This is a genomic window from Promicromonospora sp. NPDC050262 (assembly GCF_040655935.1).
Taxonomy (GTDB): Bacteria; Actinomycetota; Actinomycetes; order Actinomycetales; family Cellulomonadaceae; genus Promicromonospora.
Map to the genome: position 1 here is coordinate 285,414 of NZ_JBFAKX010000003.1, position 25,495 is coordinate 310,908.

The following is a 25,495-nucleotide window of genomic DNA, read 5'->3' on the forward strand; positions in this document are numbered from 1 at the left end:
CCCACGATCCCTATGGATCGTGGGCGCTTTGTCGTGGAATGCACTAAATGCCTAAAAGCGCATGTGCATGAGTTTTCACGAAGTGGCGTTCTGCGATTGCCGACCACTGAGGCGATGGCTACTTTCGATGCAGCAGTTCACACCAGACCGGTTGCGGGCCAGGTCACGGACTTGGGCATCGGGCCCGAGCGAGGACCGGACGTCCCGAGTCAGAAGACCGGTCGAGAGACGAGTAGGTGACTTGCGTGGCACTACCACCCCTCACACCCGAGCAGCGTGCGGCAGCACTCGAGAAGGCAGCCGAGGCGCGACGCGCGCGGGCAGAGATCAAGAACAAGCTCAAGTACTCGCAAGGTTCCCTGAGGGAGGTCATCGAGCAGGGCCAGAAGGACGACGTCGTGGGCAAGCTCAAGGTCGTCTCGTTGCTCGAGTCGCTGCCCGGGGTCGGTAAGGTTAAGGCCAGGGCGATCATGGAAGAGATCGGGATCGCCGAGACCCGCCGCGTCCGAGGCCTCGGACCGCACCAGTCGGCGGCGCTCATCGAGAGGTTTGGCTGATCAGTACGACACAACCCGCACGGCTGACCGTGCTCGCAGGACCCACCGCGGTGGGCAAGGGCACGGTCTCCGCCGACGTGCGGGACCGTTATCCGCAGGTCTGGCTCTCCGTGTCGGCGACCACCCGGTCGCCGCGCCCGGGCGAGGTGGACGGAGTGCACTACCTGTTCGTGTCGCCGGAGGAGTTCGACCGCATGGTCGCCTCCGACGAGATGCTCGAGTGGGCAGTGGTGCACGGTCGTAACCGGTACGGGACGCCACGGCGACCGGTCGAGCAGAAGCTCGCCGCCGGGGTCCCCGTGCTCCTGGAGATCGACCTCCAGGGCGCGCGCCAGGTGCGCGACGCGGTGACGGCCTCGGGCCTGGAGGCCCGGTTCGTCTTCCTCGCCCCGCCGAGCTTCGACGAGCTCGTCCGGCGGCTCGTCGGTCGCGGCACCGAGGACTCGGAGGAGCGGGAGCGGCGCCTCACCACGGCGCGCGTCGAGCTCGCCGCCGAGGAGGAGTTCGACGTCACCATCGTGAACGACGACGTGCACCGCGCCACGGACGCGCTCGTCGCCGTGATGGGTGTGGGTTCCACCACACCGGTCGGCTGACCCGGCGCGCTGCCTGCCACCTCCGGGTGACAGAGCAGGTAGACTCGTCCCTCGGACTTTCCCCCGTCACCCAAGACTTCTGGAGCTTCACCATGGCCGGAACCGTCGCCGCCCCTGAGGGCATCACCGACCCGCCGATCGACGAGCTGCTCGAGCGCATCGACTCGAAGTACGGCCTCGTGCTGTACGCGTCCATGCGCGCCCGTCAGATCAACGCGTACTACTCGCAGCTCAACGAGGGCCTCCTGGAGAACGTGGGCCCGCTCGTCGAGACCCGCAACCAGGAGAAGCCGCTCTCCATCGCGATGCGCGAGATCACCCAGGGCCTCCTCACCATCGAGGAGGTCGACCCGGCCGAGGTGCAGGCGCAGGCTGACGCCGCTGCCGCCGCGAAGGCCGAGCAGTCGCTGCCCGAGTTCCCGGCCTGACCGGACGTGACCGGCAGCCCGCTGGTCCTGGAGGGCGACCACCGATGAGGATCCTCCTCGGCGTCTCCGGTGGGATCGCCGCGTACAAGGCGGTGCTCCTGCTGCGGCTGCTGCGCGAGCAGGGGCACGCCGTGCGCGTGATCCCCACGCGCGCGGCGCTGGAGTTCGTGGGCGCCCCGACGTTCGAGGCGCTGTCGGGCGAGCCGGTCAGCACCGAGGTGTTCGACGACGTCCCCGGCGTGCAGCACGTCTCGCTGGGGCAGCACGCCGACCTCGTGATCGTCGCGCCCGCCACCGCTGACCTCATGGCGCGTGCCGCCGCGGGACTCGCGGACGACCTGCTGACCACCACGCTGCTGGCGGCCCGCTGCCCGGTGGTGCTCGCCCCGGCGATGCACACCGAGATGTGGGACCACCCCGCCACCCGGGCGAACGTGGCGACCCTGCGCGAGCGGGGCGTGCACGTGATCGAGCCCGCCTCGGGCCGCCTGACCGGCGCCGACACCGGCCCGGGGCGGCTGCCCGATCCCGAGGACATCGCACGCGAGGCGCTCTCGCTGGTCGACGACTCTCCGGCCGAGAACCTCGACCTCGCCGGCCGGCGGGTCGTCGTGTCCGCGGGCGGCACACGCGAGGCCATCGACCCGGTGCGGTTCATCGGCAACCGGTCCAGCGGCCGGCAGGGCGTGGCGCTGGCACAGGCCGCCGCCGCGCGCGGCGCCGACGTGACGCTCGTGGCGGCCAACCTCGCGCAGGACGTCACCGACCAGGTGCTGGCCGGTCCGCGGGCCTGCTCCGTCGTGCAGGTGGAGTCCACGACGGAGCTGCGTGACGCCGTCCGGGCCGTGGGCGCGGAGGCGGACGTCGTGGTGATGGCCGCCGCCGTGGCGGACTTCCGCCCCGCCGTCACGCCGGACGCCAAGATCAAGAAGGTGCCGGGACAGGGTCCCGCACCCATCGAGCTCGTCGAGAACCCCGACATCCTCGCGGAGATCGCGCACGACCGGCTGCGTCCCGGCCAGGTCGTGGTGGGCTTCGCCGCAGAGACGGGCGACGCCGGCGGCAGCGTGCTGGAGCACGGGCGGGCCAAGGCCCGGCGCAAGGGAGCCGACCTGATCGCGGTGAACGCGGTCGGTTCGGGGCGCGGGTTCGGCACCGAGAGCAACGAGGTCACGATCCTGGACGGGGCCGGCGACGTCGTCGGCCTGGCCTCCGGGACGAAGCGTGAGGTGGCGGACGCCCTGTGGGATGCCGTCGCCAAGCTCCTCCCGTGACCCCCGTCTCACCTGCCAGGATCGACTTCCCACTGTGCGAGACCGTAGGCTGGTACCCATGAGCGAGCTGCGCCTTTTCACGTCCGAGTCCGTGACCGAGGGTCATCCGGACAAGGTCTGTGATCAGATCAGCGACGCCATCCTCGACGCCCTGCTGGAGCAGGACCCGACGTCGCGCGTCGCGGTGGAGACCATGGTCACCACCGGCCTGGTCCATGTCGCAGGCGAGGTCACCACCGAGGCCTACGTCGAGATTCCGCAGATCGTGCGCGACGTGGTGCGCGGGATCGGCTACACCTCCTCGGCCATCGGGTTCGACGGCGACTCGTGCGGTGTGTCCGTTTCCATCGGGCAGCAGTCGCCCGACATCGCGCAGGGCGTCGACAAGGCCCTCGAGATGCGTGACGACACCAGCGACCTCGACCCGCTGGACGCCCAGGGCGCCGGCGACCAGGGCCTGATGTTCGGCTACGCGTCCGACGAGACGCCCGCCTTCATGCCCGTGGCCGGCTGGCTCGCGCACCGGCTCTCGGAGCGACTGGCCGCCGTCCGCAAGTCGGGCGAGCTGCTGGGCCTGCGCCCCGACGGCAAGACCCAGGTCACCATCGGGTACGACGGCGACCGGCCCGTCGCCGTCGACACGGTGGTGCTCTCCACCCAGCACGACGCCGACGTGCTGCAGGAGAAGCTGCACGTCGAGGTGGCCGAGATCGTCATCGCCCCCGTGCTGGAGTCCGCGGGCCTCGACTGGACCGGCGCCCGGCAGTTCGTGAACCCGACCGGCAAGTTCGTCATCGGCGGGCCCCAGGGCGACGCCGGCCTGACGGGCCGCAAGATCATCGTGGACACCTACGGCGGCATGGCGCGGCACGGCGGCGGTGCCTTCTCCGGCAAGGACCCGTCGAAGGTGGACCGGTCGGGCGCGTACGCCATGCGCTGGGTGGCCAAGAACGTCGTGGCCGCCGGGCTCGCGCGGCGCTGCGAGGTCCAGGTCGCCTACGCGATCGGCAAGGCGCACCCCGTGGGCCTCTACGTCGAGACGTTCGGCACCGAGACCGTGCCGGTCGAGAAGATCACCGCGGCGATCCACGAGGTGTTCGACCTGCGCCCCGCCGCGATCGTGCGCGACCTCGACCTGCTGCGCCCCATCTACCGGGCCACCTCCACCTACGGGCACTTCGGTCGCGACCTGCCCAACTTCACGTGGGAGCGCACGGACCGGGTCGAGGACCTGCTGAGCCTGTTCTGAGGGCTGGTGTTCTGGGCGCCGGGGTCGGCAGCCCGCTGACCGGCATGCCTTGAGGTCGGCACTCTGCATCGAGATCGGTCCAGGCCTGTGCCGATCTCGATGCGGAGTGCCGACCTGAGTGCGGAGTGCCGACCTCGCGGTGCCGACCTCGCGGTGCCGACCTCACGCGGCAGCTGGCCGGGGCCGGCGTGCGCCGCGGCGTGTGGGTGGCGCGTGATGGGATAGGCACGTGAACGGGGACGTGGACCAGGCCGTGCAGCACGGCGCGGCGGAGGGCGGTGTCGCAGAGGACGGCAGGGTGGAGGACGGCGCGGCGGACGACGGGGCGCTGCTCGGGCTGGACGAGGTGGGCGGTGTGCCCGCGCGCGGCCGGGGCAAGGCCAAGAGCCGGGACCCGCTCGACAACGCCGAGACCAACGGCATCCCCATCGCGGAGACCCTGCCGGTCGCGCGTGTCGTGCTGGACCTGCAGCCCGCGCACCTCGACCAGCCGTACGACTACCTCGTCCCCGCCACCATGGCCGACGACGCCCAGCCCGGCGTGCGGATCAAGGCGCGGTTCGGACGGCAGGACGTGGCCGGCTACGTCGTCGCGCGCCAGGAGACCTCGGACCACGACGGCCGCCTCGTGCCCCTGCGCCGCGTGGTGTCCGGCGAGCGGGTGCTGACCCCGCAGGTGCTCGACCTGTGCCGCGCCGTGGCCGACCGGTACGCCGGCACGCTCGCCGACGTGCTGCGCCTGGCGCTGCCGCCACGGCACGCGCGCGTGGAGAAGGAGCCAGGTTCTGTCGGAGCGAGCTCCGGCCCGGCCGCCTCGGCCGCCGCGTCCGAAGAAGCACCCCCCGAGGATGCAGCCTCCGGCCCGGCAGTCGTCGACGTTCCTGCCCCTGGCGTTCCTGTCTCCGACGAGCCGGCCCTCGCGCCGCCGTCGTCGTCCGCCTGGGTCCCGTACCGCGGGGGCGAGGCCTACCTGCGCCGGATCCTGGCGGGAGAGGCGCCCCGGGCCGTGTGGTCGGCGCTGCCGGGCGTGGGCGTGGACGCGGGCTCTCACGGCGGCTCCGGCTCGGGCACGCGGACCCCGCACTGGGCCGCCGCCGTCGCGCAGGTCGTGCGGGCGTGCACGGCGGGCGGGCGGGGGGTGCTCGTCGTGGTGCCGGACGCGCGGGACGTGGAGCGCGTGACCGCCGCCCTGGAGGGCGCCGGGATCGCCGCCGACGACGTGGTGCGGCTGCTCGCCGACGACGGCCCCGCACCCCGGTACCGGGCGTTCCTGCGGGCGTCGCGGGGCGCGGCGCGTGTCGTGGTGGGGACCAGGGCCGCGATGTTCGCCCCGGTGGCCGACCTCGGCCTGGTGGTCCTGTGGGGCGACGGCGAGGAGACGCTGGCCGAGCCGCACGCCCCGTACCCGCACGCGCGCGACGTGCTGGCGCTGCGGGCCGAGCGCGAGGACGCGGCGTTCCTGCTGGGCTCGCCCGGGCGCACGGTGCAGGCGCAGGCACTGCTCGCGTCCGGCTGGGCGCGCGAGCTGGCGGCGCCCCGGGACATCGTCCGAGCCCGGGCGCCGCGGGTGCGGGCGCTGACGTCCGTCGAGCTGGCGCGCGAGGGCGCCGCCGCCGCGGCGCGGCTCCCGTCCACCGCGTGGCGTGCCGCGCGCGAGGCCCTGGACCGGGGCCCGGTGCTGGTGCAGGTACCCCGCTCCGGGTACCTGCCGGTCGTCGCGTGCTCACGCTGCCGCGTCGCCGCCCGCTGTGGGCACTGCCACGGGCCCCTCGGGCTGCCGCACGCCGACGGCGCCCCGCAGTGCACGTGGTGCGGCCGCCTGGCCGGCGGCTGGCGGTGCGAGGAGTGCGGGTGGACGGGCCTGCGGTCGGTCCGCGTCGGCTCGGCGCGCACCGCGGAGGAGCTCGGCCGCGCGTTCACGGGGGTGCCGGTGCGGCTCTCGGCCGCGTCGGCCCCCGGGGGCGTGATCGACGCCGTCCCGGCCACCCCCGCGCTGATCGTGGCGACCCCCGGGGCCGAGCCCGTCGCGGACGGCGGCTACGCCATCGCGCTCCTGCTCGATGCCGCCGTGATGACCGGCGGCACCGGCCTCGCCGCCGGGACGGAGGCGCTGCACCGCTGGCTCGCGGCGTCGTCGCTGGTCCGTCCCGGACCCGGGGGACAGGTGCTGCTCGTGGGCGACGGCGCCCCCGGACCCACCCAGGCGCTGGTGCGCTGGGACCCGGCCGGCTTCGCGGGGCGCGAGCTCGACGAGCGCGCCGAGCTGCACCTGCCGCCCGCCGTCCGGGTCGCCGCCGTGACCGGGGACCGGACGGCGGTGGACGCCGTCGTCGGCCGGGTCGGGCTGCGCGAGGACCTGGGCGCGGGCTCCGGCGTGCTGGGACCCGTCGAGATCGACCCGGAGACACCCGGGAGGGGGCCGGGTGGCCGGGGGACCGGGGCGCCGTCGGCCCGCCGGGGCGCCGGCGCGGGAAGCCGCTCGGGAAGCAGCAGGGACAGCGGCGTCCAGGCGCTCGACCTGCCCGTGCGGACCGTGCTGCGCGTACCGCTTGCCCAGGGCGACGAGCTCGCCCGTAGGCTCAAGGCCAGCCTGGCCGTCCGCTCCGCGCGCCGCGAGGGCGGCACCGTCCGTGTTCAGCTCGACCCGAAGGAGATGCTGTGACCGCAGCCGACCGCCCCGACGAAACCGCTATCGACACGGTCGTGTACGACTTCGGCAACGTGCTCATCGGCTGGGACCCCTTCGGCCCGTACGAGGGGCGCCCGCGAGCCGAGGTCGAGGCGTTCTTCGAGGCCGTGGACTTCGGCTCGCTCAACCACGCCGCCGACGCCGGGACCGCGTACTCCGTGCTCCTGGAGCGCGTGGCGCGCACCCACCCCGACCACGTCGAGGACCTGCGGCGGTACGTCGAGCACTACGAGCTGTCGCTGACGGGCCCGATCGAGGGCTCGGCGGAGCTGGTCGCGGAGCTGAAGGGCCTGGGGCTGCGCCTGTACGGGCTGACCAACTGGCAGGCCGAGACCTTCCACAGCGCCGCGCCCGCCGCGCCGGCGATCGGGCTCATGGAGGACGTCATCGTCTCGGGCCGAGAGGGCATGGCCAAGCCGGACCGGCGCATCTTCGAGCTCGTGGTCGAGCGGTTCGGCGTCGACCCGTCGCGCGCCGTGTTCGTGGACGACAAGCAGGTGAACGTGGACGCGGCGCGTGGCGTCGGGTTCCACGGCGTGGTGTTCACGGACACCGAGGCCCTGCGCAGGGACCTGCGCGCGCTGGGGCTCCCGGTCGCCGGCTAGCCCCCCGCCGTTGCCGTTGCTTCGGACGCCGACGCCGACGCTGTAGCCGCCGCCCGCAGCTCGTCGAGGGTGGTCACGTCGGCCTCCGGGTGGGAGTCGGCGGGGTTGTTGGCCGCGATCGCCTCCGCCACGGGCCAGGTGATCGCGTCGTCGTCGTGCACGTCCCCCAGGAAGGCGTTGTCGAACACGACGACCCACTCCGGCGGCGGCCAGGGCTCTGGTCCCACGTGGTTCAGGAACAGCACGACGTCGTCCAGCGCGAGCAGCTCCTCGGCCACCCGGTCGCGGTCGGTGTCACGGTCGGCGGAGCCGTCGACGCCGACGTGCACCGTGACCGTGCCGCCCTCGAGCATCGTCAGGTCGCCGAGCGAGTCGACGACCTCGTCGACCGCGAACGTCAGGTCGATCATCTCGTGGTCCGAATCTGCCGGACCTGCTGGTTCGCCGGCCGCCCAGCCCGTGAACCGTCCGACCGCGGCCAGCTCGGAGGCGGGCGCCTCGCCGCCGTCGAGGTACGGGACCGACGGCAGGGCCGCTGAGACCGTCTCCGGGTACCAGGCGTAGTCGGCGGTGGGGGCGGGCCGGGCAAGCACCTCGGCGAATCCCGCGCCTGTTGCGTCGGTCCGGTTAGTGCGGTCGGTGGGGTGGGCGCGGTCGGCGTCGTCAGGGCTCGCACCCGGTGTGCCCGCCGCGCACCCTGCCGTGAGCCCCGCGATCAGCCCTGCCGTGAGCACCGTCCTGAGGGGCCCTGCTGGGACGAGCATGGATCGGCGCATCGGGGTCCTCCGAACGGTGCGGCACCTGGTACCGGGCATGTGTGCCGAGGAGCGCCGACCTTGCAGGCCGCGCCACCCCGACAGAGCCGCACGTCTGGCGCACACCTAGACTGACCCGGTGCGTCTTCTCTTCGCCGGAACCCCCGAACCCGCCGTCGCCTCCCTGGAGGCCCTGCTCGCCTCGCGCCACGAGGTCGTCGCCGTCCTGACCCGCGCCGACGCGCCGTCGGGCCGCGGCCGCAAGCTCACGCCGAGCCCGGTGCGGGCCCGGGCCGAGGAGGCCGGCCTGCGCGTCATCACCGACGTGCCGCGCGGAGACGAGTTCGTCGCGATGCTCACCGAGCTCGAGATCGACGCCGCCCCCGTGGTCGCCTACGGGCACATCCTGCGCCCGGCCGTCCTGGCCGTTCCGCGCCTCGGCTGGATCAACCTGCACTTCTCCGTGCTCCCGGCCTGGCGCGGCGCCGCCCCGGTGCAGCGCGCCCTCATCGCCGGCGACGAGGTCACCGGCGCCACCACCTTCCTGCTCGACGAGGGCATGGACACCGGCCCCGTGCTCGGCACGGCCACCGAGACGATCCGGCCCACCGACACCTCGGGCGACCTGCTGGGCCGGCTCGCCGTCTCCGGCGCGGAGCTCCTGGTGGCGACGCTCGACGCCCTGGAGGACGGCACGCTCCAGCCCCAGGCGCAGCCTGCCGACGGCGTCTCCGTGGCGCCCAAGCTCACCACCGAGGACGCCCGCGTGACCTGGACGGACCCGGCGCTCGCGGTCGACCGCCTCGTGCGCGGCTGCACGCCCGCGCCGGGCGCGTGGACCGTGCTCCCGGACGGTTCCCGCCTGGGCCTCGGGCCCGTCTCGCCGCGCCCCGACGTCACTGACCTGCGGGCGGGCGAGGTGCGCGCGCTCAAGCACGAGGTGCTGGTCGGCACCGCGACGCACGCCGTCGCGCTGGGGGAGGTGCGGCCGGTCGGCAAGAAGGCCATGCCCGCGCCCGACTGGGCCCGCGGCGGCGGCAGGGCGCTCGTCGAGGCGGGGCTCGTGCTCGGCGGTTTGACGGCGGGGACGTCGACGGCGGGGACGTCGACGGCGGGGACGTCGGCCGCAGGCGCCGCCGGCACGGCGGAGGTGTCCGCATGAGCGGGTACGAGGGCGACCGCGGCGCCAGCGACGGCGACCGCCGCGGGGCCGGCGGAGGCGGCGGAGGCCGCGACTTCGGCGACGAGCGCCGCAGCTCCGCGGGCCGGCAGCGCTCCGCGGCGCGGTCCCGGGGTGATCGGTCCCGCACGTCGCAGGCGCCCTCGGAGCGCCGCAAGCGCACCGACCCGGCCCGTATGGCCGCCTTCGACGTGCTGCGCGAGGTCGACGAGTCCGACGCGTACGCGAACCTGGTGCTGCCCCCGCTGCTCCGCGAGCGACGCATCCGCGGTCGCGACGCCGGCTTCGCCACCGAGCTCACCTACGGCACGCTGCGGCTGCGCGGCCGGTACGACGCGATCCTGGCGACGTGCGTCGATCGTCCGCTGTCGGGCCTCGACTCGGCGCTGCTCGACGTGCTGCGGCTCGGCACCCACCAGCTTCTCGGCATGCGCGTGCCCGGGCACGCCGCGGTCTCGGAGACGGTCGGGCTCGCGCGCAACCGGGTGGGCGCCGGGCCCGCGCAGATGGTGAACGCCGTGCTGCGCCGGGTCTCCGAGCGGCCGCTCGACGAGTGGCTGTCGGTGCTGGAGAAGGAGGCGCCGGACGCCCTGAGCGGCCTCGCGACCACCGAGTCGCACCCGCTGTGGATCGTCCGCGCGCTGCGGGAGGCGCTGGCCGGCAACGGCCGCGGTGTCGACGAGCTGGGCGACCTGCTGGCCGCCGACAACGCCGCCCCGCGCGTCACCCTCGTGGCCCGGCCGGGCCTGGTCGAGGCATCCGACGAGGATGCCTGGGGCGACGTCGACCTGGTCGCCGGGCGCTGGGCGCCCACGGCGCTGCGCCTGGAGGGTTCGGACCCGTCCGGCATCCCCGCGATCCGGGAGGGTCTCGCGGGCGTGCAGGACGAGGGCTCGCAGCTCGTCACGCTCGCCCTGGCGGGCGTTCCGGTCGAGGGCCGGGACGCGCGCTGGCTGGACCTGTGCGCGGGCCCCGGCGGCAAGGCCGCGCTGCTCGGCGCGCTGGCCGCCCAGCGGGGTGCGGCCCTGGTCGCCAACGAGGTGGCACCGCACCGGGCACGCCTGGTCGCGGGCGCCCTGGCCGCGCTGCCCGACGGCGCGGTCGAGGAGGTGCGCACCGGCGACGGCCGCGAGGTCGGCACGGAGGAGCCCGGGGCCTACGACCGCGTGCTGGTCGACGCGCCGTGCACCGGACTGGGCGCACTGCGCCGTCGGCCGGAGAGCCGGTGGCGGCGGACGCCGTCGGACCTCGCTGCCCTGACCGGGCTGCAGCGCGAGCTGCTCGCCTCGGCGCTGGACGCCGTCCGGCCCGGGGGAGTGGTGGCGTACGTGACGTGCTCGCCGCACCTGGCCGAGACGCAGCTCGTGGTCACCGACGTGCTGAAGAAGCGCGACGACGTCGAGCGGCTGGACGCCCCGGCCGCGGTGCGGTCCGTGCTGCGCCCGGGCGCGGACATCCCGCTGTCAGACCGCGACGACGTGCAGCTCTGGCCGCACGTGCACGGGACGGATGCGATGCACCTGACGTTGCTGCGGCGCACGGCGTAGCAGCAGCGGCTCGTCGGGCCCCCAGGGTGCGAGCCCTCGCGCAGGGGTCAGGTTGCGGAGAGTAGACGGCGTCCACTCTCCGCAACACCCGCAGCAGAGCTACTCGCTCTCCGGGCGCGCACGGACAATCCGGCGCGCGCCCAGGCGGACGACAGCGACCGGCACGCTGACGGCGCCGAACGCTCCGGAGGCGACGAGCACGGCAGTGGCGGCCCATTCCTGCCGGCCCCACGGGACCCGGCCGGACGGTCGGGTGAACTTCTACACGCCCGCCGGCGGCCACACCCCGAGGATCACGGCCATGACCAGGATCGTGACCAGCTCGTGCGCCAGGTTCAGCGTGGTGAGCTGAGGCGGGCGGCCCTCGAAGGCGTCGTGGGTGATGAAGCGGGCCGCGGTGAAGCCGATCCAGAGCAGCACGGCCGTCACGACCGACGCCGTGAGGAAGCTGCCCTCGTAGAAGACCCACGAGATGTAGACGGCGCCGGCCAGGACCCATGCCGTCAGGAAGCTGACGATCACCGTCACGACGATGGGCCAGATGCCTGCCGCCTCGGCCGCCTTCGGGTCCACCTTCGCCAGCCGCATCCAGCGGGTGCCGAACACCCGCGGGGTGTACCAGACCGAGCCCACGACGAGCGTGGACAGCGTGGCCACGATCACGGCCCAGTAGTTCACGTCGGGGATCATCGGTGCTCCCGGTCTGTCGGGGGTGGCGAGGTGCGGTGCCAGGGGCTGGTGCCAAGGTGTGGTGCCGTGTTCGGTGGCGCGGAGAACCGGGCTCTACGCTGGCATCATGGCAGCACTCATCGCCCCCAGCATCCTGTCCGCCGACTTCGCCAACCTCGAGCGCGACCTCGGCCGGATCGCCTCCGCCGACTACGCGCACGTCGATGTGATGGACAACCACTTCGTGCCCAACCTGACGCTGGGGCTGCCGATCTTCGAGCGGCTCGCGAAGGTGTCGCCGATCCCGCTCGACGCCCACCTCATGATCGAGAACCCGGACCGGTGGGCGCCGGCGTTCGCGGAGGCGGGGGCGGCGTCGGTCACCTTCCACGCGGAGGCCGCGCAGGCGCCCGTCCGCCTGGCCCGCGAGCTGCACCGGCTCGGCGCGCGCGCCGGGGTGGCGCTGCGCCCGGCCACGCCGGTGGAGCCGTTCCTCGACCTGCTGGCCGAGATCGACATGATCCTCGTGATGACGGTCGAGCCGGGGTTCGGTGGGCAGTCGTTCATCGAGGGCACGCTGCCCAAGATCCGGCGCGCGCGGCAGGCCGTGAGCGAGTCCGGCCTGGACGTGTGGATCCAGGTCGACGGGGGAGTGTCGCGGGACACGATCGAGCGCGCGGCCGACGCCGGCGCGAACGTCTTCGTGGCGGGCTCGGCCGTGTACGGGGCCGAGGACATCCCGGCGGAGATCGCGACGCTCCGCGAGCTGGCGGCCAAGCACACCCACTGACCTGCGCTCGTTGAGTGCTGGATCTTCGCCCTTTTTCGTGTGCCAGAAGGGCAGATATCCAGCACTCAACTTGAAAATAGTGTGCCAAGCGCGGTGTACGACCCCCTCACCGCAGCGGATCGGCTCACCGTCCGGCCCCGAGCGGGGGGAGCCGGCGGCGGATGTGACGCAGGCCATGGCCGCCGACCTGGCGACCTGTGGCATGCTGACGAGCAGCAGTACGCACACACGTGCTCCGGGGTCGGTGTAATTCCGAGCCGGCGGTGACAGTCCGCGACCCGCGTCCGTCCGCAAGGACGGGCCGGTTGACCTGGTGGAACTCCAGGACCGACGGTGAAAGTCCGGATGGGAGGAAGCACGTGCGGCGGAGCCGTCCCTCGGGACGTGCGACGTCGTGACGTCGTGCGCGCGGGCAGGGCCTTCGTGGCTCCCGGCCCGCGTACCCGTCGTCCACCCCCGGAGCGCCGACGCTCGGGGAGGACGGCATGAACCAGGTACCGACCGCACCAGACGGTCTCCAGGCCGCTGGTCGTGAGAGAGCGATGCGCCGCGCCCTCGCGCTGGCGCGGCTGGGCCCGGCGCACGGGCCCAACCCGCGCGTCGGCTGCGTGCTCCTGGACCCCGACGGCCGCACCGTCGCCGAGGGCTACCACCGTGGCGCCGGCACCCCGCACGCCGAGGCCGCCGCCCTGGCGGACGCCCGCACCCGCGGCGTGGACCCACGCGGCACGACGGCGGTCGTGACCCTGGAGCCCTGCGCGCACCACGGCCGCACCGGCCCCTGCGCGGACGCCCTGATCGAGGCCGGCGTCGCCGCCGTGCACGTCGCGGTCGGCGACCCGAACCCCGTCGCGACGGGCGGGGCGACCAGGCTCCGGGACGCGGGCATCCCGGTGTCCGTCGGCCTCCTCGCCGACGACGGCGAGGAGCTCCTGCGGCCCTGGCTGCACGCCGTCCGCACCGGCCGTCCCTACGTGACCCTCAAGCTCGCCACCAGCCTGGACGGCCGGGTCGCCGCCGTGGACGGGACCAGCCGCTGGATCACCGGCCCCCAGGCCCGCGCGCACGCCCACACGGTCCGTGCGCAGGTCGACGCGATCGCCGTCGGCTCGGGGACCGCCCTGGTCGACGACCCGTCGCTGACCGCCCGCCGGGCCGACGGCGGCCTGTTCGAGCACCAGCCGCTCCGCGTGGTCCTCGGCCGTCGCTCCGTGCCCGACGACGCCCGCCTGCGCGGGCCCGGCGGGCCGCTGCTGCAGCTGCCCACCCACGACCTCGACGTCGCGCTGCGTGAGCTCGGCGGCCGGGAGGTACGCCATGTGCTCGTGGAGGGCGGCCCCAAGCTGGCGACCGCGCTGTTGGCCGCGGACCTCGTCGACGAGCTGCACGCCTACGTCGCCCCGGTGCTGCTCGGTGCGGGCGCCACCGCCGTCGGCGACCTCGGCGTGACCACCATCGGCGAGGCCGCCCGCTTCGCGACCGAGGACGTGACCCGGCTGGGCGACGACGTGCTGCTGGTCGCGCGTCGCCTCAAGCCCGCCGAAGACATGTCCGTCGAGGACCGGTCAGCAGCAGGCCGGTCAGCAGCAGGCCGGTCAGCAGCAGGCCCGTCAGCAGCAGTCCAGACCGCAGCCCTTTCCACTCAGGACGGCCGACCCGGCCGGCGCACCCAGGAGGAGATCTGATGTTCACCGGAATCGTCGAGGAGCTCGGCTCCGTCGTCGCGCTCGTCCGTCCCGACGGCCCGGCCGCTGCCGACCCCGTCGCCGTCGCGCCCGACGCCGTCCTGACCGTCGCGGGGCCGCTCGCCACGTCCGACGCGCGTCCCGGCGACTCGATCGCCGTCGACGGCGTGTGCCTGACCGTCACCTCCGTGGCGGACGGCGCGTTCGTGGCCGAGGTGATGCCGGAGACCCTGCGGCGCACGTCGCTCGGCGGCCTCGTGCCTGGCGCCCGGGTCAACCTGGAGCGGGCGCTGCCGGCGAACGGCCGCCTGGGCGGGCACGTGGTCCAGGGGCACGTCGACGGCGTGGCCACGCTCGTGCGGCGCACGCCCGGCCCGCGCTGGGACGACCTGGAGTTCTCCGCGCCCGCCGCCCTGACCCGGTACGTCGCGGAGAAGGGCTCGGTGGCGCTGTCCGGGGTCTCGCTCACCGTGACGTGGGTGTCGGACGACGGGTTCGGCGTCTCGCTCATCCCGACCACGCTCGCCGCCACCACGCTGGGCGGGCTGGCTCCGGGCGACCCGGTCAACGTGGAGGTCGACGTGCTCGCGAAGTACGTCGAACGGCTTCTGGCGAGCGGGGCGGCCCGATGACCGGCGTGCGGGTGGCGGATCCCGCGGGCACTGACGTCACCAGCACCGACGTCACCAGCACCGACGTCGCGGGCACGGGTCTCGTGGAGCGCGCCTTCGCCGAGCTCGCCGCCGGGCGCCCCGTGCTGGTGGCGGACGACGCCGGCCGGGAGAACGAGGTGGACGCCGTCCTGGCCGCCGGCGTCGCGACGACGGAGTGGGTCGCGTGGACCGTGCGGCACTCGTCCGGCTACCTGTGCGCGCCCATGCCGGCGCACCGGGCCGACGCCCTGGGGCTCCCGCTCATGGTGGAGCGCAGCGAGGACCCGCGCGGCACGGCCTACACGGTGTCGGTGGACGCCGTGGGCGTGTCCACGGGCATCTCGGCGGCCGACCGGGCGCTGACGCTGCGGGTGCTCGGCGACCCGCGCTCGGGCGCGCGCGACCTGATCCGGCCCGGGCACGTGCTGCCGCTGCGGGCCCGCCCCGGCGGCGTGCTGGAGCGGGCGGGGCACACCGAGGCGGCGGTGGACCTGGTGCGGCTGGCGGGCGGCTCCGGCGAGGTAGGTGCCATCGCCGAGCTGGTCCGGGACGACGGCGCCATGATGCGCCTGCCGGAGGCGCAGGAGCTGGCGCAGGAGTACGGGCTCGTGGTGCTGACGGTCGCCGACCTGGTCGCGTGGCGGCGGGCGCACGACGAGGTTCCCCCGGCCGCAGCCGAGGAGCCGGTGCTCGCGGACCCGCCCGCGGATCCCTGGGTGGAGCGCGTCGCGGAGGCCGCCCTGCCGACGGCGTACGGCGACTTCCGGGTGGTGGCCTACCGCGACCTGCGGTCGGGTGCGGAGCACCTGGCCCTGACGCCGGTGGCCCCGGCGTCCGCGGGGTCCGCGGCGCGGCGCGGACGGGGCGGGCAACCGGGCCGGGGTGGCGACCGGGCCCCGCTGGTGCGGGTGCACTCCGAGTGCCTCACCGGCGACGGCCTGGGCTCGCTGCGCTGCGACTGCGGCCCGCAGCTCGAGGCCTCGCTCCGGGCCGTGGCCGCCGAGGGCGGCGCCGTCGTCTACCTTCGCGGGCACGAGGGCCGCGGGATCGGCCTGGCGGCCAAGATCCAGGCGTACGCGCTGCAGGACGCCGGGCTGGACACCGTGGAGGCCAACGTCGAGCTGGGGCTGCCGGTGGACGCGCGCGAGTACGGCGCGGCGTCGGCGATCCTGGCGGACCTCGGCCTGGACGGCGTGACGCTGCTGACGAACAACCCGGAGAAGGTGACGGGCCTGCGAGCGGCGGGCACGGACGTCGTCGGGCGGCGCGGGCTCGTGGTGGGGCACGGCGCCCACAACCACCGCTACCTGGAGACCAAGCGGCTGGTGATGGGGCACCGCCTCGGCGGGGCCGACGTCGCGGAGCTGAGCGACAAGCACCACCAGAACCGCCACGAGAAGCAGGACGAGAGCCAGAACCAGAACGAAGGAGCATGCGCATGAGCGGGGCAGGAGCACCGAAGGTGACGGTCGACGGAACGGGCCTGCGGGTGGTCGTCGTCGCGGCGAGCTGGCACGAGCAGGTGATGGACGGTCTGCTGGCGGGCGCCCGTCGCGCGCTGGTGGCGTCGGGCGCCGAGTGGACGGAGCTGCGGGTCCCTGGCTCGTTCGAGCTGCCGGTGGCGGCGGCGCGGGCGGCCGGTGTCGGCGGGGGACCGGCCGCGGACGCCGTCGTCGCGCTGGGCGTCGTGATCCGCGGGGGGACGCCGCACTTCGAGTACGTGTGCTCGGCGGCGACGTCGGGCCTGACGGACGTGAGCGTGCGCACGGGGGTGCCGGTGGGCTTCGGTGTGCTGACGTGCGACACGGAGCAGCAGGCGCTGGACCGGGCCGGGCTGGAGGGGTCCAGCGAGGACAAGGGCGCGGAGGCCGTCGAGGCGGCGATCGCGACGGCGGTGACGCTGCGGAGCCTCGCGGGGACCGCGGTCTGACGTCGTCCGGCACGGCCCTCGGGTGTCACCGTCCGACGCGGCCGGCTGACGTGCCCGGGCGCCGTCCGAACCCGTCGGACGGCGCCCGCCGCTCTTCCCGAGCTGTTCTCACGAGAATTAATAGTGTGCCAAGCGGCTTGAAGACCACCCGAGACCTGGAAGCACACCGAACCAACCAGCCTCAACAAAGGGCCTGGAGATCGGCGCACGCGAAAGAACTGGCGCACGCGAAAGAGTCGGCCCGGTCGGCACATTGACCGGGCATGAGGACTTCACGTGCCCGGCGGGCAGCAGCAGTACTGATGACGGCGGCTCTGACGGGAGCGATGGCGGGCGGGCTCGTGGGCTGTGCCGACGCGGGCTCGGCCGGCGGCTCGGCGACCCCGGCCGAGGGCGCCGCCGGGGGAGCGCCGGAGGAAGCACCTGAGGCCGCGGCCGAGGAGACCTCCGACGACCTGCTCGAAGGGTTGCCCCAGGGCGGCGTGGCGTGCGTCGACTGGGTGCGCTTCCTCGATCCGGTCGAGGCGGCCTCCGACGCCGGCGCCGTGCTGCGGGGAACCGTGGTGGAGCGGGACGGCACGGCGCAGATGTTCGGCGTCGAGGCGCACCGCTGGCTGTTCGAGGTGGACGAGGTGCTGGAGCGGCCCGACCCCGGGAGCTCGCGCGTGAACCCGGCCGCGGAGCCGCCGCCCGAGCTCGAGGTCTCGGCAGGGGAGCAGATCTCGATCGTCTCCACGCCGGAGACGTGCGGGGGAGCGGACAACCCGTATCCCGGTGGCGACCCGCTCGACCCGGCCACGGGCGCCGGCGCCGGCGGGGGTACGGACAACGGCACGGGCAGCGTGATCGTCCTCCTGTCCGGTTCGACGGACGACGGGTCGACCGACGAGCCCGTGGGCTTCCACCTGATCACGCCGTACCAGGGCGTCGTGGTCCCGGAGGCCGACGGATCGCTGCCGGCGGAGTGGCCCGCGACCCCGTGAGCGACCTGGCCTGCGTCCCTTCGGTACCCGCGCCGGACGAGAGTCTGGCCACAACGTGGGACGGCGAGGGGTAGTGCCCCCCTCGCCCGACTAGGCTGAGCAGGTGAAGACCTTCGAGACCCTGTTCGCCGAGCTGACCGAGAAGGCCGAGACCCGTCCCGCGGGTTCGGGCACCGTGGCCCAGCTGGATGCGGGAGTCCATGCCATCGGCAAGAAGGTCGTGGAGGAGGCCGCAGAGGTCTGGATGGCGGCCGAGTACCAGTCGGACAGCGAGACCGCGGAAGAGATCTCGCAGCTCCTGTACCACCTGCAGGTCCTGATGGTCGCCAAGGGACTGACCCTCGAGGACGTGTACACGCATCTGTGACCGGGCCCCGGGAGGGCTCGACCACGACCGGTCGAGCCCTCCCGGGAGACCCGGGTCCACCGATCCGTCGTACACCCCAGAGAGGAACCAACCACATGCTGCGCATCGCCGTCCCCAACAAGGGTGCCCTGTCCGGCCCCGCCTCCGAGATGCTGCGCGAGGCGGGCTACCGCCAGCGCCGTGACACCCGCGAGCTCGTGCTCGCCGACCCCGAGAACGACGTCGAGTTCTTCTTCCTGCGCCCGCGTGACGTCGCGGTCTACGTGGGCACCGGCACGGTCGACGTCGGTATCACCGGCCGCGACCTGATGCTCGACTCGGGCGCGGACGCCGTCGAGCACCTCGGCCTCGGGTTCGCCCGCTCGACCTTCCGCTACGCCGCCCCCGCCGGGCCCGGTGCGACCGACCCGGTGACCGAGATCGCCGACATCGCCGGGCGCCGTGTGGCGTCGTCGTACACCACGCTCGTGGCCCAGCACCTGGCGAAGCAGGGCGTCGAGCCCGCCGCCATCGTGCACCTGGACGGCGCCGTCGAGTCGAGCGTGCGCCTCGGCGTCGCGGACGTGATCGCTGACGTCGTGGAGACCGGCACGACCCTGCGGGCCGCGGGCCTGGAGGTCTTCGGCGACCCGATCCTGCGCTCCGAGGCCGTGCTGATCCGGCAGTCCGACGCCGAGCCGCCTGCCGGCCTGGACGTGCTGACCCGCCGCCTGGAGGGCGTCATCACCGCCCGCGAGTACGTGCTGATGGACTACGTGGTCCCCGCTGCCCGGCTCGAGGAGGCCGTGGCGATCACGCCGGGCAAGGAGTCCCCGACGGTCTCGGCGCAGCACCACAGCGATGCCTGCGCGGTGCGGGTCATGGTGCCGCGCAGCGAGACCAACCGGATCATGGACGCGCTGTACGACGTCGGGGCGCGCGCCATCATCGTGACCTCCATCCACGCCTCCCGGCTGTAGGACCGATGGGTGCCGGGTCGGGGAGCAGCGCGATCGGCCGCGGCCGGCGCGACGACCACTTCCGTACCTTTCGCGGCCGCTTCGGCACGCCCACGGCGTACGGGATCGCGGTGCTGTTCGCCGGCGGGTGCACGTTCGTCGCGCTGGCGGCGAGCGGCCCCGGCGCGGACGCCGCCAACCGGATAGCGATCATCGTGTTCGGGCTGCTGGGTGCTCTGATCGCCTGGCGGTTCGGTGCCGTGCGCGCGGTCCCGGACCGGTCCGGGCTCACCGTGGTCAACTACGCGACCAGCCGCCGGCTCACCTGGCCCGAGATCGTGACGGTCCGGTTCGGGCCCAACGACCCGTGGGTGCACCTCGACCTGGCCGACGGCGACGTGCTCGCCGTCATGGGCATCCAGCGCGCCGACGGCGAGCACGGCATGGCCGAGGCGCGGCGTCTGGTCGCCCTGATCGCGGAGCTGGGCGAGGCCGCGGAGCCCGACCACCGGTAGCCCCGGGAAGCGCGAGCCCGCGAAGAGAAAGAGCAGAGCGCCTGTCCCGACGGACAGGCGCTCTGCTCTTGGGTCAGGGAGCGTCAGCGGCTGCTGCGCGCCTCCCAGTGGGCCGGCCCGCGGCCGCGGGGGCCGCGCTCGCCGTCCGGACGACGGTGGTCGCCACCGCTGCGCGGACCCCGCTCGCCGCCGCGCGGTGCGCCACGGTCCAGGGTGATGCGCAGCGGCTTGCCGGCCACGCGGGCGCGGGCCAGGCGGTCGAGCGCCTCGTTGTCCAGCGGCGCGATGATGTCCACCAGCGAGAAGTTGCCGAAGATGTCGATCTTGCCGACGTCGGCCCCGGTGATGCCGCCCTCGCCCGTCAGGGCGCCGACGATCCCGCCCGGCTGCACACCGTGCGTGTGGCCGACGGCGATGCGGTACCGCGTGCCCCGTGCCGGACGGCGGATGCCGCGGTCGCCCTCGGAGCGGCCGCGTGCGGAGCGGTCGCCGGACCGGTCGTGCCGGTCGCCCTCGCGGGTGTTGCGCCGGGCGGCAGCGGCCTTGGCCTCGGCCCGCTCGCGCTCGTACTCCTCCTGCTCGGCGCGGGCACGCGGGCCGTCGTCGCCCACCGCGAGCGCCGCCATGGCGGCTGCGATGTCGATGGGGTCGGTGCCGGTCTCGTCGGCGTAGGCGCGGATGAGCTCGGTGTAGAGCTCGAGGCGGCCGGCCTCGCGGCGGGCTGCGACCTTGCCGAGGGTGCGCTTGACCTGGTGGGCGGAGACGTCCCGGGGGGAGGGGATCTCGACCTCTTCGAGCTGGGCGCGGATGGTGCGCTCGATGGAGCGGAGCTTGCCGCGCTCGTGCGGGGTGACGAAGGTGAGGGCCTCGCCGGTGCGTCCGGCGCGGCCGGTGCGGCCGATGCGGTGGACGTAGGCCTCGGGCTCGCCGGGGACGTCGAAGTTGACGACGAGTCCGATGCGGTCGACGTCGAGGCCGCGGGCGGCGACGTCGGTGGCGACGAGGACGTCGAGGGCGCCGGAGCGGAGGCGCTCGACGATCTTCTCGCGTTCCTTCTGGGCGACGTCGCCGGAGATGGTGGCGGCGGAGATGCCCTTCTCGATGAGGGCGGAGCCGACGTCCTCGGCCGCGCCGCGGGTGCGGGTGAAGACGATGGCGGCGTCGGCGTCGGAGGTGGCCAGGACGCGGGCCAGGGAGCCGACCTTGTGGCGGAAGGGCACGACGGCGTAGGTCTGGCGCACCGCGGTGACGGTCGAGGCCTGCCGGGTGACGGCGATCTGGACCGGGTCGGTGAGGTGCTGGTCCGCGACCTTGCGGATGGCGGGGGGCATGGTCGCGGAGAAGAGGGCGACCTGGCGCTTGGCCGGGGCCTGGCCGAAGATCTCCTCGACGTCCTCGGCGAAGCCCATGCGGAGCATCTCGTCGGCCTCGTCGAGGACGAGGAAGCGGATGTCGTCGAGCTTGAGGGCGCCGCGCTCGAGGTGGTCCTTGATGCGGCCGGGGGTGCCGACCACGACGTGGACGCCGTCGCGCAGGGCGCGCTGCTGGGGCACGTAGGGCGCGCCGCCGTAGACGGGCAGGACGCGGACGTCGTCGAGCTTGCTCGCGAAGGACTCGATCGCGTCGGCGACCTGCATGGCGAGCTCGCGGGTGGGGGTCAGGACGAGGGCCTGGACCGCGCGGAGGGCGGGGTCGACGGCGGCCAGCAGGGGCAGGCCGAAGGCGGCGGTCTTGCCGGTTCCGGTCTGGGCGACGCCGGTGATGTCGCGGCCGGCCAGCAGCTCGGGGATCGCGCGGGCCTGGATGGCCGAGGGCGTGACGAAGCCGAGCTCGGCGATGGCGGCCATGAGCGGCGCGGGCAGGTCGAGGCTCGCGAAGGTGGGGCCGGTGGGCTCGGCCGGCTGCGCCGGGGTGGGGTCAGCCGGGGTCTCGGAGTCCGCGCTGGAGCTCGTCGTCTCGGAGCTCGTGGTCTCGGAGGTGGTGGCGGCCGCGGGGGCCGTCCGGTCGCCGGAGTCGGCGGTGACCTGGTCGGTCTCCTGCTCGGCAGGCGCGATCAGGTCAGGGGTGTCGATAGACATGCAGTGCTGCACCGTTCGTCGTCGGGTGGGGGAGTCAGGGCCGAGGTGAGGGCCCTCGCGTCGCTCGCTCCCGACACACCTTCCCCGCAGCCGAGGCTGCGGGCCTGTCTCGCACGTTGCGTGCACACACGGGAAGACGACGAACTCCAAGGGGATGTGGCACCACTGTATCGGTTGTGGGCGCCCTGAGCACAGAGGCGGGGGGCGTGACGTGCAGCACCCGGGTGATGTCGTCCGTGGTGAGGGCGTTGCGGGCGGGGTCCGGGACGTGGCTGGTGGGGTGTGTCGGGGGCTGGTGCCGGGGTGTCTGGCGGGTGGTGGCCGGGGTGGTGCGCAGGGTGGTCCTAGCCGTGCGGACGGCGCGCCCGTGCGTATACGCAACGGTCGCGCCGTAGGATGGCGGCCGAGACGAACCGGCGTGAGCAAGGGCGGTGTGCGTGTCCACTGGGGCGGAGATGAGCTCCCGGGTCCTGACCGTGCCCAACGTGATCAGCATGGTGCGGCTGGCGCTCGTGCCGGTCTTCGCCGTGCTGATCGTCGTGGGCGAGGACGGCTGGGCACTGGTGGTCCTCGCGGTCTCGGGTGTGTCGGACTGGCTCGACGGTGTGCTGGCCCGTCGCCTGAACCAGGTCACGCGGCTGGGGCAGATGCTGGACCCCTTCGCGGACCGGCTCTTCATCTTCGTGACCCTGATCGGCCTGGCCTGGCGTGAGGTGGTGCCGCTGTGGCTGGTGCTGGCGATCGTGGCGCGTGACGTGCTGCTGGCGCTGACGGTGCCGGTCCTGGCCCGCCTGGGGTACGGGACGCTCAACGTGACGATGGTGGGCAAGGTGGCCACGTTCGCGCTGCTGTACGCGTTCCCGTTGCTGCTGCTCGCCGAGGTGCCAGGCTGGGTGGGTGCCGGTGCGCACGTGGTGGGCTGGGCGTTCACCTGGTGGGGTGTGGGCCTGTACTGGCTGGCGGGTCTGCAGTACGTGGCGCAGGTGCGCCGGCTGGTGGCGCAGGGATGACGACCCCGGTGGCCGGCGACGCGACCGACCGCACGGCGCGACGTCGTCCGGACGAGTCGATGACCCTCCTGCGGGAGGTCACCGAGCGGCCGCTCGACCCGGGGTACGCGGAGATGGCGCGGCGGCGCGCGGAGGCGGGCCAGACGGCCGGCCCGTTCGCGGGGCGCAGCGTGCGGAGCGTGGTGACGATGCTGCTGGTGGCGATGCTGCTGGGTGCGGTGACGGCGGTGGCGGTCCGTGACCTGCGAGCGCCGCAGCCGACGGTCACGAAGGGGCGGTCGGTGCTGATGGAGCAGATCCAGGACCGCAGTGCGCAGGTGGAGGCGTTGTCGGCGCGGGCGACGGCGCTGGATGTGCAGGTGGACGGGTTGCAGAGCAGTGGGCTGCTGCCGTCGGCGCTGCAGGAGGTCAACGAGCTGGACCGGTTGGTCAGTGGTGCGGTGCCGGTGGAGGGTCCGGGGATGGTGGTGTCGCTGACCGATGGTTCGGGTGGTGGGCTGGTGGAGCCGGGTGACGCGCCGGCGGAGTCGCGGGTGCGGGACGCGGACGTGCAGTTCGTGGTCAACGAGCTGTGGGCGGCGGGCGCGGAGGCGATCGCGGTCAACGACGAGCGGCTGACGTCGTTGTCGGCGATCCGGAACGCGGGGGACGCGATCCTGGTGGACCTGCAGCCGTTGAACGGTCCGACGTACACGATCGAGGCGATCGGGGACCCGGAGGACATGCAGGTGGAGTTCGCGCGGTCGGCCGGGCTGGGGTTCCTGCAGCTGCTGAGCGCGGAGTACGACATCAAGAACGACGTGCGCACGAGCGAGGGGATGTACCTGCCGGGTGCGGGCTCCCCGACGTTGCGGTGGGCGCGGGTGCCTTCGGGCACGGAGCCGGACGCGAGCACGACACCGAGCAGCACGGCAGGTAGTCCAGCAGGCACGGAACAGGACCGATCCGAGGAGGACAACGGATGATCGCGATCGTCGGGCTGGTGATCGGTGTGGTTGCGGGGTTGGTGCTGCAGCCGACCGTTCCGCTGTTCCTGCAGCCCTACCTGCCGATCGCGGTGGTGGCCGCGCTGGATGCCCTGTTCGGCGGGCTGCGCGCGATGCTCGACGGGCTGTTCGACGACAAGGTGTTCCTGGTGTCGTTCCTGTCGAACGTGGTGGTGGCCGCGTTCATCGTGTTCCTCGGCGACCAGCTCGGCGTGGGCAGCCAGCTCTCCACGGCGGTCGTGGTGGTGCTCGGGATCCGGATCTTCTCGAACGCCGCCTCGATCCGCCGGCACATCTTCAAGGCGTGAGCATGGGCCGGGACAAGAACGGGGCGGGCGCGAAGCCCGACAAGAGCGGGTCGAACAAGCCCGGGTCGAAGGTCTCCGGGTCGGCGGCGGCCGGGCCGAAGCCTGTCGCTGACGGCCCTGTCGCCGACGGTCCTGTCGCTGACGAACCGCTCGACGACGCTCCTGTCTCGGACGTCCCCGCGGACGACGAACCCGCGGCAGTCCCTGACTCGACCTCTGACTCGGCTCCCGAGCCGGCGTCCGGCTGGAAGCGGGTGGGGCAGCTCCTGCGCCCGCGCGGTACGCGCTCGGAGCTGCTGACGGGTCTGCTGTGCCTGGCCCTGGGGTTCGCCCTGGCGGTGCAGGTGGGGCAGTCCACGGGCGACCAGCTCAGCAGCCTGCGGCAGGACGAGCTGGTGCGGCTCCTGGACGAGGTCACGCAGCGTGCCGAGCAGCTCGACGCCGAGGTGTCGGACCTGGAGGAGATCCGGGACGACCTGCAGTCGGAGGACGGGCGCGACCAGGCGGCGCGGGATCTCGCGCAGCAGCGCGCGGAGCAGGAGGGCATCCTGTCGGGTCGTCTCCCGGCACAGGGGCCGGGCGTGCAGATCCACGTGGCCGACGGCGCCAAGCCGCTGGAGGCGCAGGCGCTGTTCAACCTGCTCGAGGAGCTGCGCAACGCCGGGGCCGAGGCGATCCAGGTCAACGGCGTCCGCCTGGTGACCACCAGCTACTTCGTGGACTCCGGCGGCGGCATCGTGCTCGACGGCGCCGCGATCGCCTCCCCGTACGAGTGGACGGCCATCGGCGACCCCGACACGATCGACCGCGCCCTGGAGATCCCCGGCGGCGCCCTGCCCCGGATTCGTGAGGAGGGCGGCGAGGCGACCACCACCACCTCCGACGAGGTACTGGTCGACGCCGTCCGCATCCCGGGTCAGCCCGAGCACGCGGAACCCGTGGCGCCGGGCGACGAAAAGTGACCCCCGCCACGTTCCTGACCTGCTCGGACACCGGCTGTGGGCCAACCTGCTGAACCGGCATGCGGAACCGCCCGCAGGTAGGTAGTTTTATCCGGGTTGGTTCCCGACATTGGTTTTCGCCGCTACCCCGATCGGGGTAGGTTGAGTGGAACCCGGACGATGCCCCGGCCGTTGTCCCAACGTAGTCACCCAGTTCCATCAACATCGCACCCGAGGAGACCTGATGACGGACCCCAGCGCCCATCCGGTCGGGCCCGATACCACGGCCAACCTGGGTCGCATCGCGTTCCCGACCTCCGACGAGCAGGCGCCGCGCACGGCCCTGAGCCCGGAGGAGGCGGCAGCGGTCGCCGCTCTGCCCCGGCACTCCGCACTGCTCATCGTGCAGCGCGGCCCCGGGTTCGGTGCCCGGTTCCTGCTGGACACCGGCCGTTCTGTCGCGGGCCGCAGCGAGCAGGCGGACATCTTCCTCGACGACGTCACCGTGTCGCGCAAGCACGCCGAGTTCGTCCGGGAGGGCGACTCGTTCGTCGTGCGTGACATCGGCTCCCTGAACGGGACCTACGTCAACCGGGGCCGGATCGACGCCGCGACACTCGTGACGGGCGACGAGGTGCAGATCGGCAAGTTCCGCCTGACCTTCCACGCCAGCCCGCAGTCGCCGGCCCAGTGGGGCCCGGGAACGCCCGCCCCGTGACCACCGGCGCCGCACGCGACCATGACCGTGACCGTGCGCACGGT

The 25,495-nt window shown here is 73.8% G+C and carries 26 protein-coding genes and 1 riboswitch; of the genes, 23 read left to right on the forward strand and 3 right to left on the reverse strand.

Annotated features, from left to right (window positions below; genetic code table 11):
- Positions 1–245 precede the first annotated feature (245 nt).
- The 7 genes from mihF to AB0I29_RS06795 all read left to right on the forward strand — a co-directional run bounded on the left by mihF (position 246) and on the right by AB0I29_RS06795 (position 7,398).
- Positions 246–557 carry an integration host factor, actinobacterial type gene (gene mihF / locus AB0I29_RS06765; protein WP_020015403.1) on the forward strand — a complete coding sequence of 104 codons (312 nt, stop codon included), beginning with the start codon at positions 246–248 and terminating at the stop codon, positions 555–557.
- 29 nt (positions 558–586) lie between these two features.
- Entirely contained in the window at positions 587–1,153 is a 567-nt protein-coding gene (gmk, locus tag AB0I29_RS06770) for a guanylate kinase (RefSeq protein WP_357479582.1), read from the forward strand.
- A gap of 92 nt (positions 1,154–1,245) precedes the next feature.
- Positions 1,246–1,581, forward strand: a complete 336-nt coding sequence (rpoZ, locus tag AB0I29_RS06775) for a DNA-directed RNA polymerase subunit omega (RefSeq protein WP_020015401.1) — start codon at positions 1,246–1,248, stop codon at positions 1,579–1,581.
- Positions 1,582–1,625: 44 nt separating this feature from the next.
- A complete protein-coding gene (gene coaBC, locus AB0I29_RS06780; RefSeq protein WP_357479586.1) occupies positions 1,626–2,855 on the forward strand; it encodes a bifunctional phosphopantothenoylcysteine decarboxylase/phosphopantothenate--cysteine ligase CoaBC in 1,230 nt (409 codons plus the stop codon).
- Between the two features lie 58 nt (positions 2,856–2,913).
- The gene (gene metK, locus AB0I29_RS06785; RefSeq protein ID WP_285104689.1) at positions 2,914–4,104 is read left to right on the forward strand and encodes a methionine adenosyltransferase; all 1,191 of its coding nucleotides are present in this window, start codon (positions 2,914–2,916) and stop codon (positions 4,102–4,104) included.
- Between the two features lie 229 nt (positions 4,105–4,333).
- The gene (locus tag AB0I29_RS06790; RefSeq protein WP_357479590.1) at positions 4,334–6,766 is read left to right on the forward strand and encodes a primosomal protein N'; all 2,433 of its coding nucleotides are present in this window, start codon (positions 4,334–4,336) and stop codon (positions 6,764–6,766) included.
- Positions 6,763–7,398: an HAD family phosphatase gene (locus tag AB0I29_RS06795; protein ID WP_357479593.1), complete on the forward strand. Its 636-nt coding sequence runs from the start codon at positions 6,763–6,765 to the stop codon at positions 7,396–7,398. The genes AB0I29_RS06790 and AB0I29_RS06795 overlap by 4 nt, the downstream gene beginning before the upstream one ends.
- On the opposite strand, the gene AB0I29_RS06800 is transcribed toward AB0I29_RS06795, so the two are convergent.
- A complete protein-coding gene (locus AB0I29_RS06800) occupies positions 7,395–8,174 on the reverse strand; it encodes a hypothetical protein (protein ID WP_357479596.1) in 780 nt (259 codons plus the stop codon). The two genes, AB0I29_RS06795 and AB0I29_RS06800, sit on opposite strands and share 4 nt — an antisense overlap.
- A gap of 118 nt (positions 8,175–8,292) precedes the next feature.
- On the opposite strand from AB0I29_RS06800, the gene fmt reads away from it, so the two are divergent.
- Positions 8,293–9,315, forward strand: coding sequence for a methionyl-tRNA formyltransferase (fmt, locus tag AB0I29_RS06805; protein ID WP_357479599.1), 1,023 nt, complete (start codon positions 8,293–8,295; stop codon positions 9,313–9,315).
- A complete protein-coding gene (locus tag AB0I29_RS06810; RefSeq protein WP_357479602.1) occupies positions 9,312–10,880 on the forward strand; it encodes a transcription antitermination factor NusB in 1,569 nt (522 codons plus the stop codon). Before fmt ends, AB0I29_RS06810 begins: the two co-directional genes overlap by 4 nt.
- Before the next feature lie 261 nt (positions 10,881–11,141).
- Here the strand turns inward: AB0I29_RS06810 and AB0I29_RS06815 are convergent, their stop codons facing one another.
- Complete coding sequence (locus AB0I29_RS06815; protein ID WP_357479605.1) at positions 11,142–11,570, reverse strand: DUF1761 domain-containing protein; 429 nt, start codon at positions 11,568–11,570, stop codon at positions 11,142–11,144.
- A 106-nt stretch (positions 11,571–11,676) separates the two neighbouring features.
- Here AB0I29_RS06815 and rpe point away from each other — a divergent pair, with 106 nt between their 5' ends.
- The 9 genes from rpe to AB0I29_RS06860 all read left to right on the forward strand — a co-directional run bounded on the left by rpe (position 11,677) and on the right by AB0I29_RS06860 (position 19,410).
- On the forward strand, positions 11,677–12,339 hold the full coding sequence (gene rpe, locus AB0I29_RS06820; RefSeq protein ID WP_285104703.1) for a ribulose-phosphate 3-epimerase: 663 nt from the start codon (positions 11,677–11,679) through the stop codon (positions 12,337–12,339).
- A gap of 226 nt (positions 12,340–12,565) precedes the next feature.
- Positions 12,566–12,702: riboswitch (FMN riboswitch) on the forward strand.
- 122 nt (positions 12,703–12,824) lie between these two features.
- Positions 12,825–14,024 carry a bifunctional diaminohydroxyphosphoribosylaminopyrimidine deaminase/5-amino-6-(5-phosphoribosylamino)uracil reductase RibD gene (gene ribD, locus AB0I29_RS06825; RefSeq protein ID WP_357479609.1) on the forward strand — a complete coding sequence of 400 codons (1,200 nt, stop codon included), beginning with the start codon at positions 12,825–12,827 and terminating at the stop codon, positions 14,022–14,024.
- Complete coding sequence (locus tag AB0I29_RS06830; RefSeq protein WP_357479612.1) at positions 14,024–14,656, forward strand: riboflavin synthase; 633 nt, start codon at positions 14,024–14,026, stop codon at positions 14,654–14,656. The genes ribD and AB0I29_RS06830 overlap by 1 nt, the downstream gene beginning before the upstream one ends.
- Positions 14,653–16,119: a 3,4-dihydroxy-2-butanone-4-phosphate synthase gene (ribB, locus tag AB0I29_RS06835; RefSeq protein ID WP_357479615.1), complete on the forward strand. Its 1,467-nt coding sequence runs from the start codon at positions 14,653–14,655 to the stop codon at positions 16,117–16,119. The genes AB0I29_RS06830 and ribB overlap by 4 nt, the downstream gene beginning before the upstream one ends.
- Positions 16,116–16,607 carry a 6,7-dimethyl-8-ribityllumazine synthase gene (ribH, locus tag AB0I29_RS06840; RefSeq protein ID WP_357479618.1) on the forward strand — a complete coding sequence of 164 codons (492 nt, stop codon included), beginning with the start codon at positions 16,116–16,118 and terminating at the stop codon, positions 16,605–16,607. The genes ribB and ribH overlap by 4 nt, the downstream gene beginning before the upstream one ends.
- A gap of 302 nt (positions 16,608–16,909) precedes the next feature.
- On the forward strand, positions 16,910–17,590 hold the full coding sequence (locus AB0I29_RS06845; protein ID WP_357479621.1) for a hypothetical protein: 681 nt from the start codon (positions 16,910–16,912) through the stop codon (positions 17,588–17,590).
- Positions 17,591–17,693: 103 nt separating this feature from the next.
- Entirely contained in the window at positions 17,694–17,957 is a 264-nt protein-coding gene (locus AB0I29_RS06850; RefSeq protein WP_108494143.1) for a phosphoribosyl-ATP diphosphatase, read from the forward strand.
- 95 nt (positions 17,958–18,052) lie between these two features.
- The gene (hisG, locus tag AB0I29_RS06855) at positions 18,053–18,916 is read left to right on the forward strand and encodes an ATP phosphoribosyltransferase (protein WP_285104710.1); all 864 of its coding nucleotides are present in this window, start codon (positions 18,053–18,055) and stop codon (positions 18,914–18,916) included.
- Positions 18,917–18,921: 5 nt separating this feature from the next.
- Positions 18,922–19,410, forward strand: a complete 489-nt coding sequence (locus AB0I29_RS06860; RefSeq protein ID WP_357479625.1) for a PH domain-containing protein — start codon at positions 18,922–18,924, stop codon at positions 19,408–19,410.
- 83 nt (positions 19,411–19,493) lie between these two features.
- Here AB0I29_RS06860 and AB0I29_RS06865 read toward each other — a convergent pair whose 3' ends face one another.
- Positions 19,494–21,488: a DEAD/DEAH box helicase gene (locus AB0I29_RS06865; protein ID WP_357479628.1), complete on the reverse strand. Its 1,995-nt coding sequence runs from the start codon at positions 21,486–21,488 to the stop codon at positions 19,494–19,496.
- A gap of 437 nt (positions 21,489–21,925) precedes the next feature.
- Between AB0I29_RS06865 and AB0I29_RS06870 the strand changes: the two genes are divergently transcribed.
- The 5 genes from AB0I29_RS06870 to AB0I29_RS06890 all read left to right on the forward strand — a co-directional run bounded on the left by AB0I29_RS06870 (position 21,926) and on the right by AB0I29_RS06890 (position 25,451).
- Positions 21,926–22,498 (forward strand): CDP-alcohol phosphatidyltransferase family protein, encoded by a 573-nt coding sequence (locus AB0I29_RS06870; protein ID WP_285104715.1) that lies wholly within the window; start codon positions 21,926–21,928, stop codon positions 22,496–22,498.
- A complete protein-coding gene (locus AB0I29_RS06875; RefSeq protein WP_357479631.1) occupies positions 22,495–23,463 on the forward strand; it encodes a DUF881 domain-containing protein in 969 nt (322 codons plus the stop codon). The genes AB0I29_RS06870 and AB0I29_RS06875 overlap by 4 nt, the downstream gene beginning before the upstream one ends.
- Entirely contained in the window at positions 23,460–23,792 is a 333-nt protein-coding gene (locus tag AB0I29_RS06880; RefSeq protein WP_285104718.1) for a small basic family protein, read from the forward strand. The genes AB0I29_RS06875 and AB0I29_RS06880 overlap by 4 nt, the downstream gene beginning before the upstream one ends.
- A gap of 2 nt (positions 23,793–23,794) precedes the next feature.
- The gene (locus AB0I29_RS06885) at positions 23,795–24,754 is read left to right on the forward strand and encodes a DUF881 domain-containing protein (protein ID WP_285104864.1); all 960 of its coding nucleotides are present in this window, start codon (positions 23,795–23,797) and stop codon (positions 24,752–24,754) included.
- A 223-nt stretch (positions 24,755–24,977) separates the two neighbouring features.
- A complete protein-coding gene (locus tag AB0I29_RS06890) occupies positions 24,978–25,451 on the forward strand; it encodes an FHA domain-containing protein (RefSeq protein WP_020015374.1) in 474 nt (157 codons plus the stop codon).
- Positions 25,452–25,495 lie beyond the last annotated feature (44 nt).

What these genes read in the sequence shown, in the direction of transcription:
- AB0I29_RS06810 (WP_357479602.1), top strand. Translation starts at nt 9,312, where the DNA reads ATGAGCGGGTACGAGGGCGACCGCGGCGCCAGCGACGGCGACCGCCGC.
- ribD (WP_357479609.1), top strand. Translation starts at nt 12,825, where the DNA reads ATGAACCAGGTACCGACCGCACCAGACGGTCTCCAGGCCGCTGGTCGT.
- rpe (WP_285104703.1), top strand. Translation starts at nt 11,677, where the DNA reads ATGGCAGCACTCATCGCCCCCAGCATCCTGTCCGCCGACTTCGCCAAC.
- AB0I29_RS06875 (WP_357479631.1), top strand. Translation starts at nt 22,495, where the DNA reads ATGACGACCCCGGTGGCCGGCGACGCGACCGACCGCACGGCGCGACGT.
- AB0I29_RS06865 (WP_357479628.1), bottom strand. Translation starts at nt 21,488, where the DNA reads ATGTCTATCGACACCCCTGACCTGATCGCGCCTGCCGAGCAGGAGACC.
- ribB (WP_357479615.1), top strand. Translation starts at nt 14,653, where the DNA reads ATGACCGGCGTGCGGGTGGCGGATCCCGCGGGCACTGACGTCACCAGC.
- metK (WP_285104689.1), top strand. Translation starts at nt 2,914, where the DNA reads ATGAGCGAGCTGCGCCTTTTCACGTCCGAGTCCGTGACCGAGGGTCAT.
- AB0I29_RS06800 (WP_357479596.1), bottom strand. Translation starts at nt 8,174, where the DNA reads ATGCGCCGATCCATGCTCGTCCCAGCAGGGCCCCTCAGGACGGTGCTC.
- ribH (WP_357479618.1), top strand. Translation starts at nt 16,116, where the DNA reads ATGAGCGGGGCAGGAGCACCGAAGGTGACGGTCGACGGAACGGGCCTG.
- AB0I29_RS06845 (WP_357479621.1), top strand. Translation starts at nt 16,910, where the DNA reads ATGACGGCGGCTCTGACGGGAGCGATGGCGGGCGGGCTCGTGGGCTGT.
- AB0I29_RS06815 (WP_357479605.1), bottom strand. Translation starts at nt 11,570, where the DNA reads ATGATCCCCGACGTGAACTACTGGGCCGTGATCGTGGCCACGCTGTCC.
- AB0I29_RS06880 (WP_285104718.1), top strand. Translation starts at nt 23,460, where the DNA reads ATGATCGCGATCGTCGGGCTGGTGATCGGTGTGGTTGCGGGGTTGGTG.
- AB0I29_RS06830 (WP_357479612.1), top strand. Translation starts at nt 14,024, where the DNA reads ATGTTCACCGGAATCGTCGAGGAGCTCGGCTCCGTCGTCGCGCTCGTC.
- AB0I29_RS06860 (WP_357479625.1), top strand. Translation starts at nt 18,922, where the DNA reads ATGGGTGCCGGGTCGGGGAGCAGCGCGATCGGCCGCGGCCGGCGCGAC.
- hisG (WP_285104710.1), top strand. Translation starts at nt 18,053, where the DNA reads ATGCTGCGCATCGCCGTCCCCAACAAGGGTGCCCTGTCCGGCCCCGCC.
- coaBC (WP_357479586.1), top strand. Translation starts at nt 1,626, where the DNA reads ATGAGGATCCTCCTCGGCGTCTCCGGTGGGATCGCCGCGTACAAGGCG.
- AB0I29_RS06890 (WP_020015374.1), top strand. Translation starts at nt 24,978, where the DNA reads ATGACGGACCCCAGCGCCCATCCGGTCGGGCCCGATACCACGGCCAAC.
- rpoZ (WP_020015401.1), top strand. Translation starts at nt 1,246, where the DNA reads ATGGCCGGAACCGTCGCCGCCCCTGAGGGCATCACCGACCCGCCGATC.
- AB0I29_RS06885 (WP_285104864.1), top strand. Translation starts at nt 23,795, where the DNA reads ATGGGCCGGGACAAGAACGGGGCGGGCGCGAAGCCCGACAAGAGCGGG.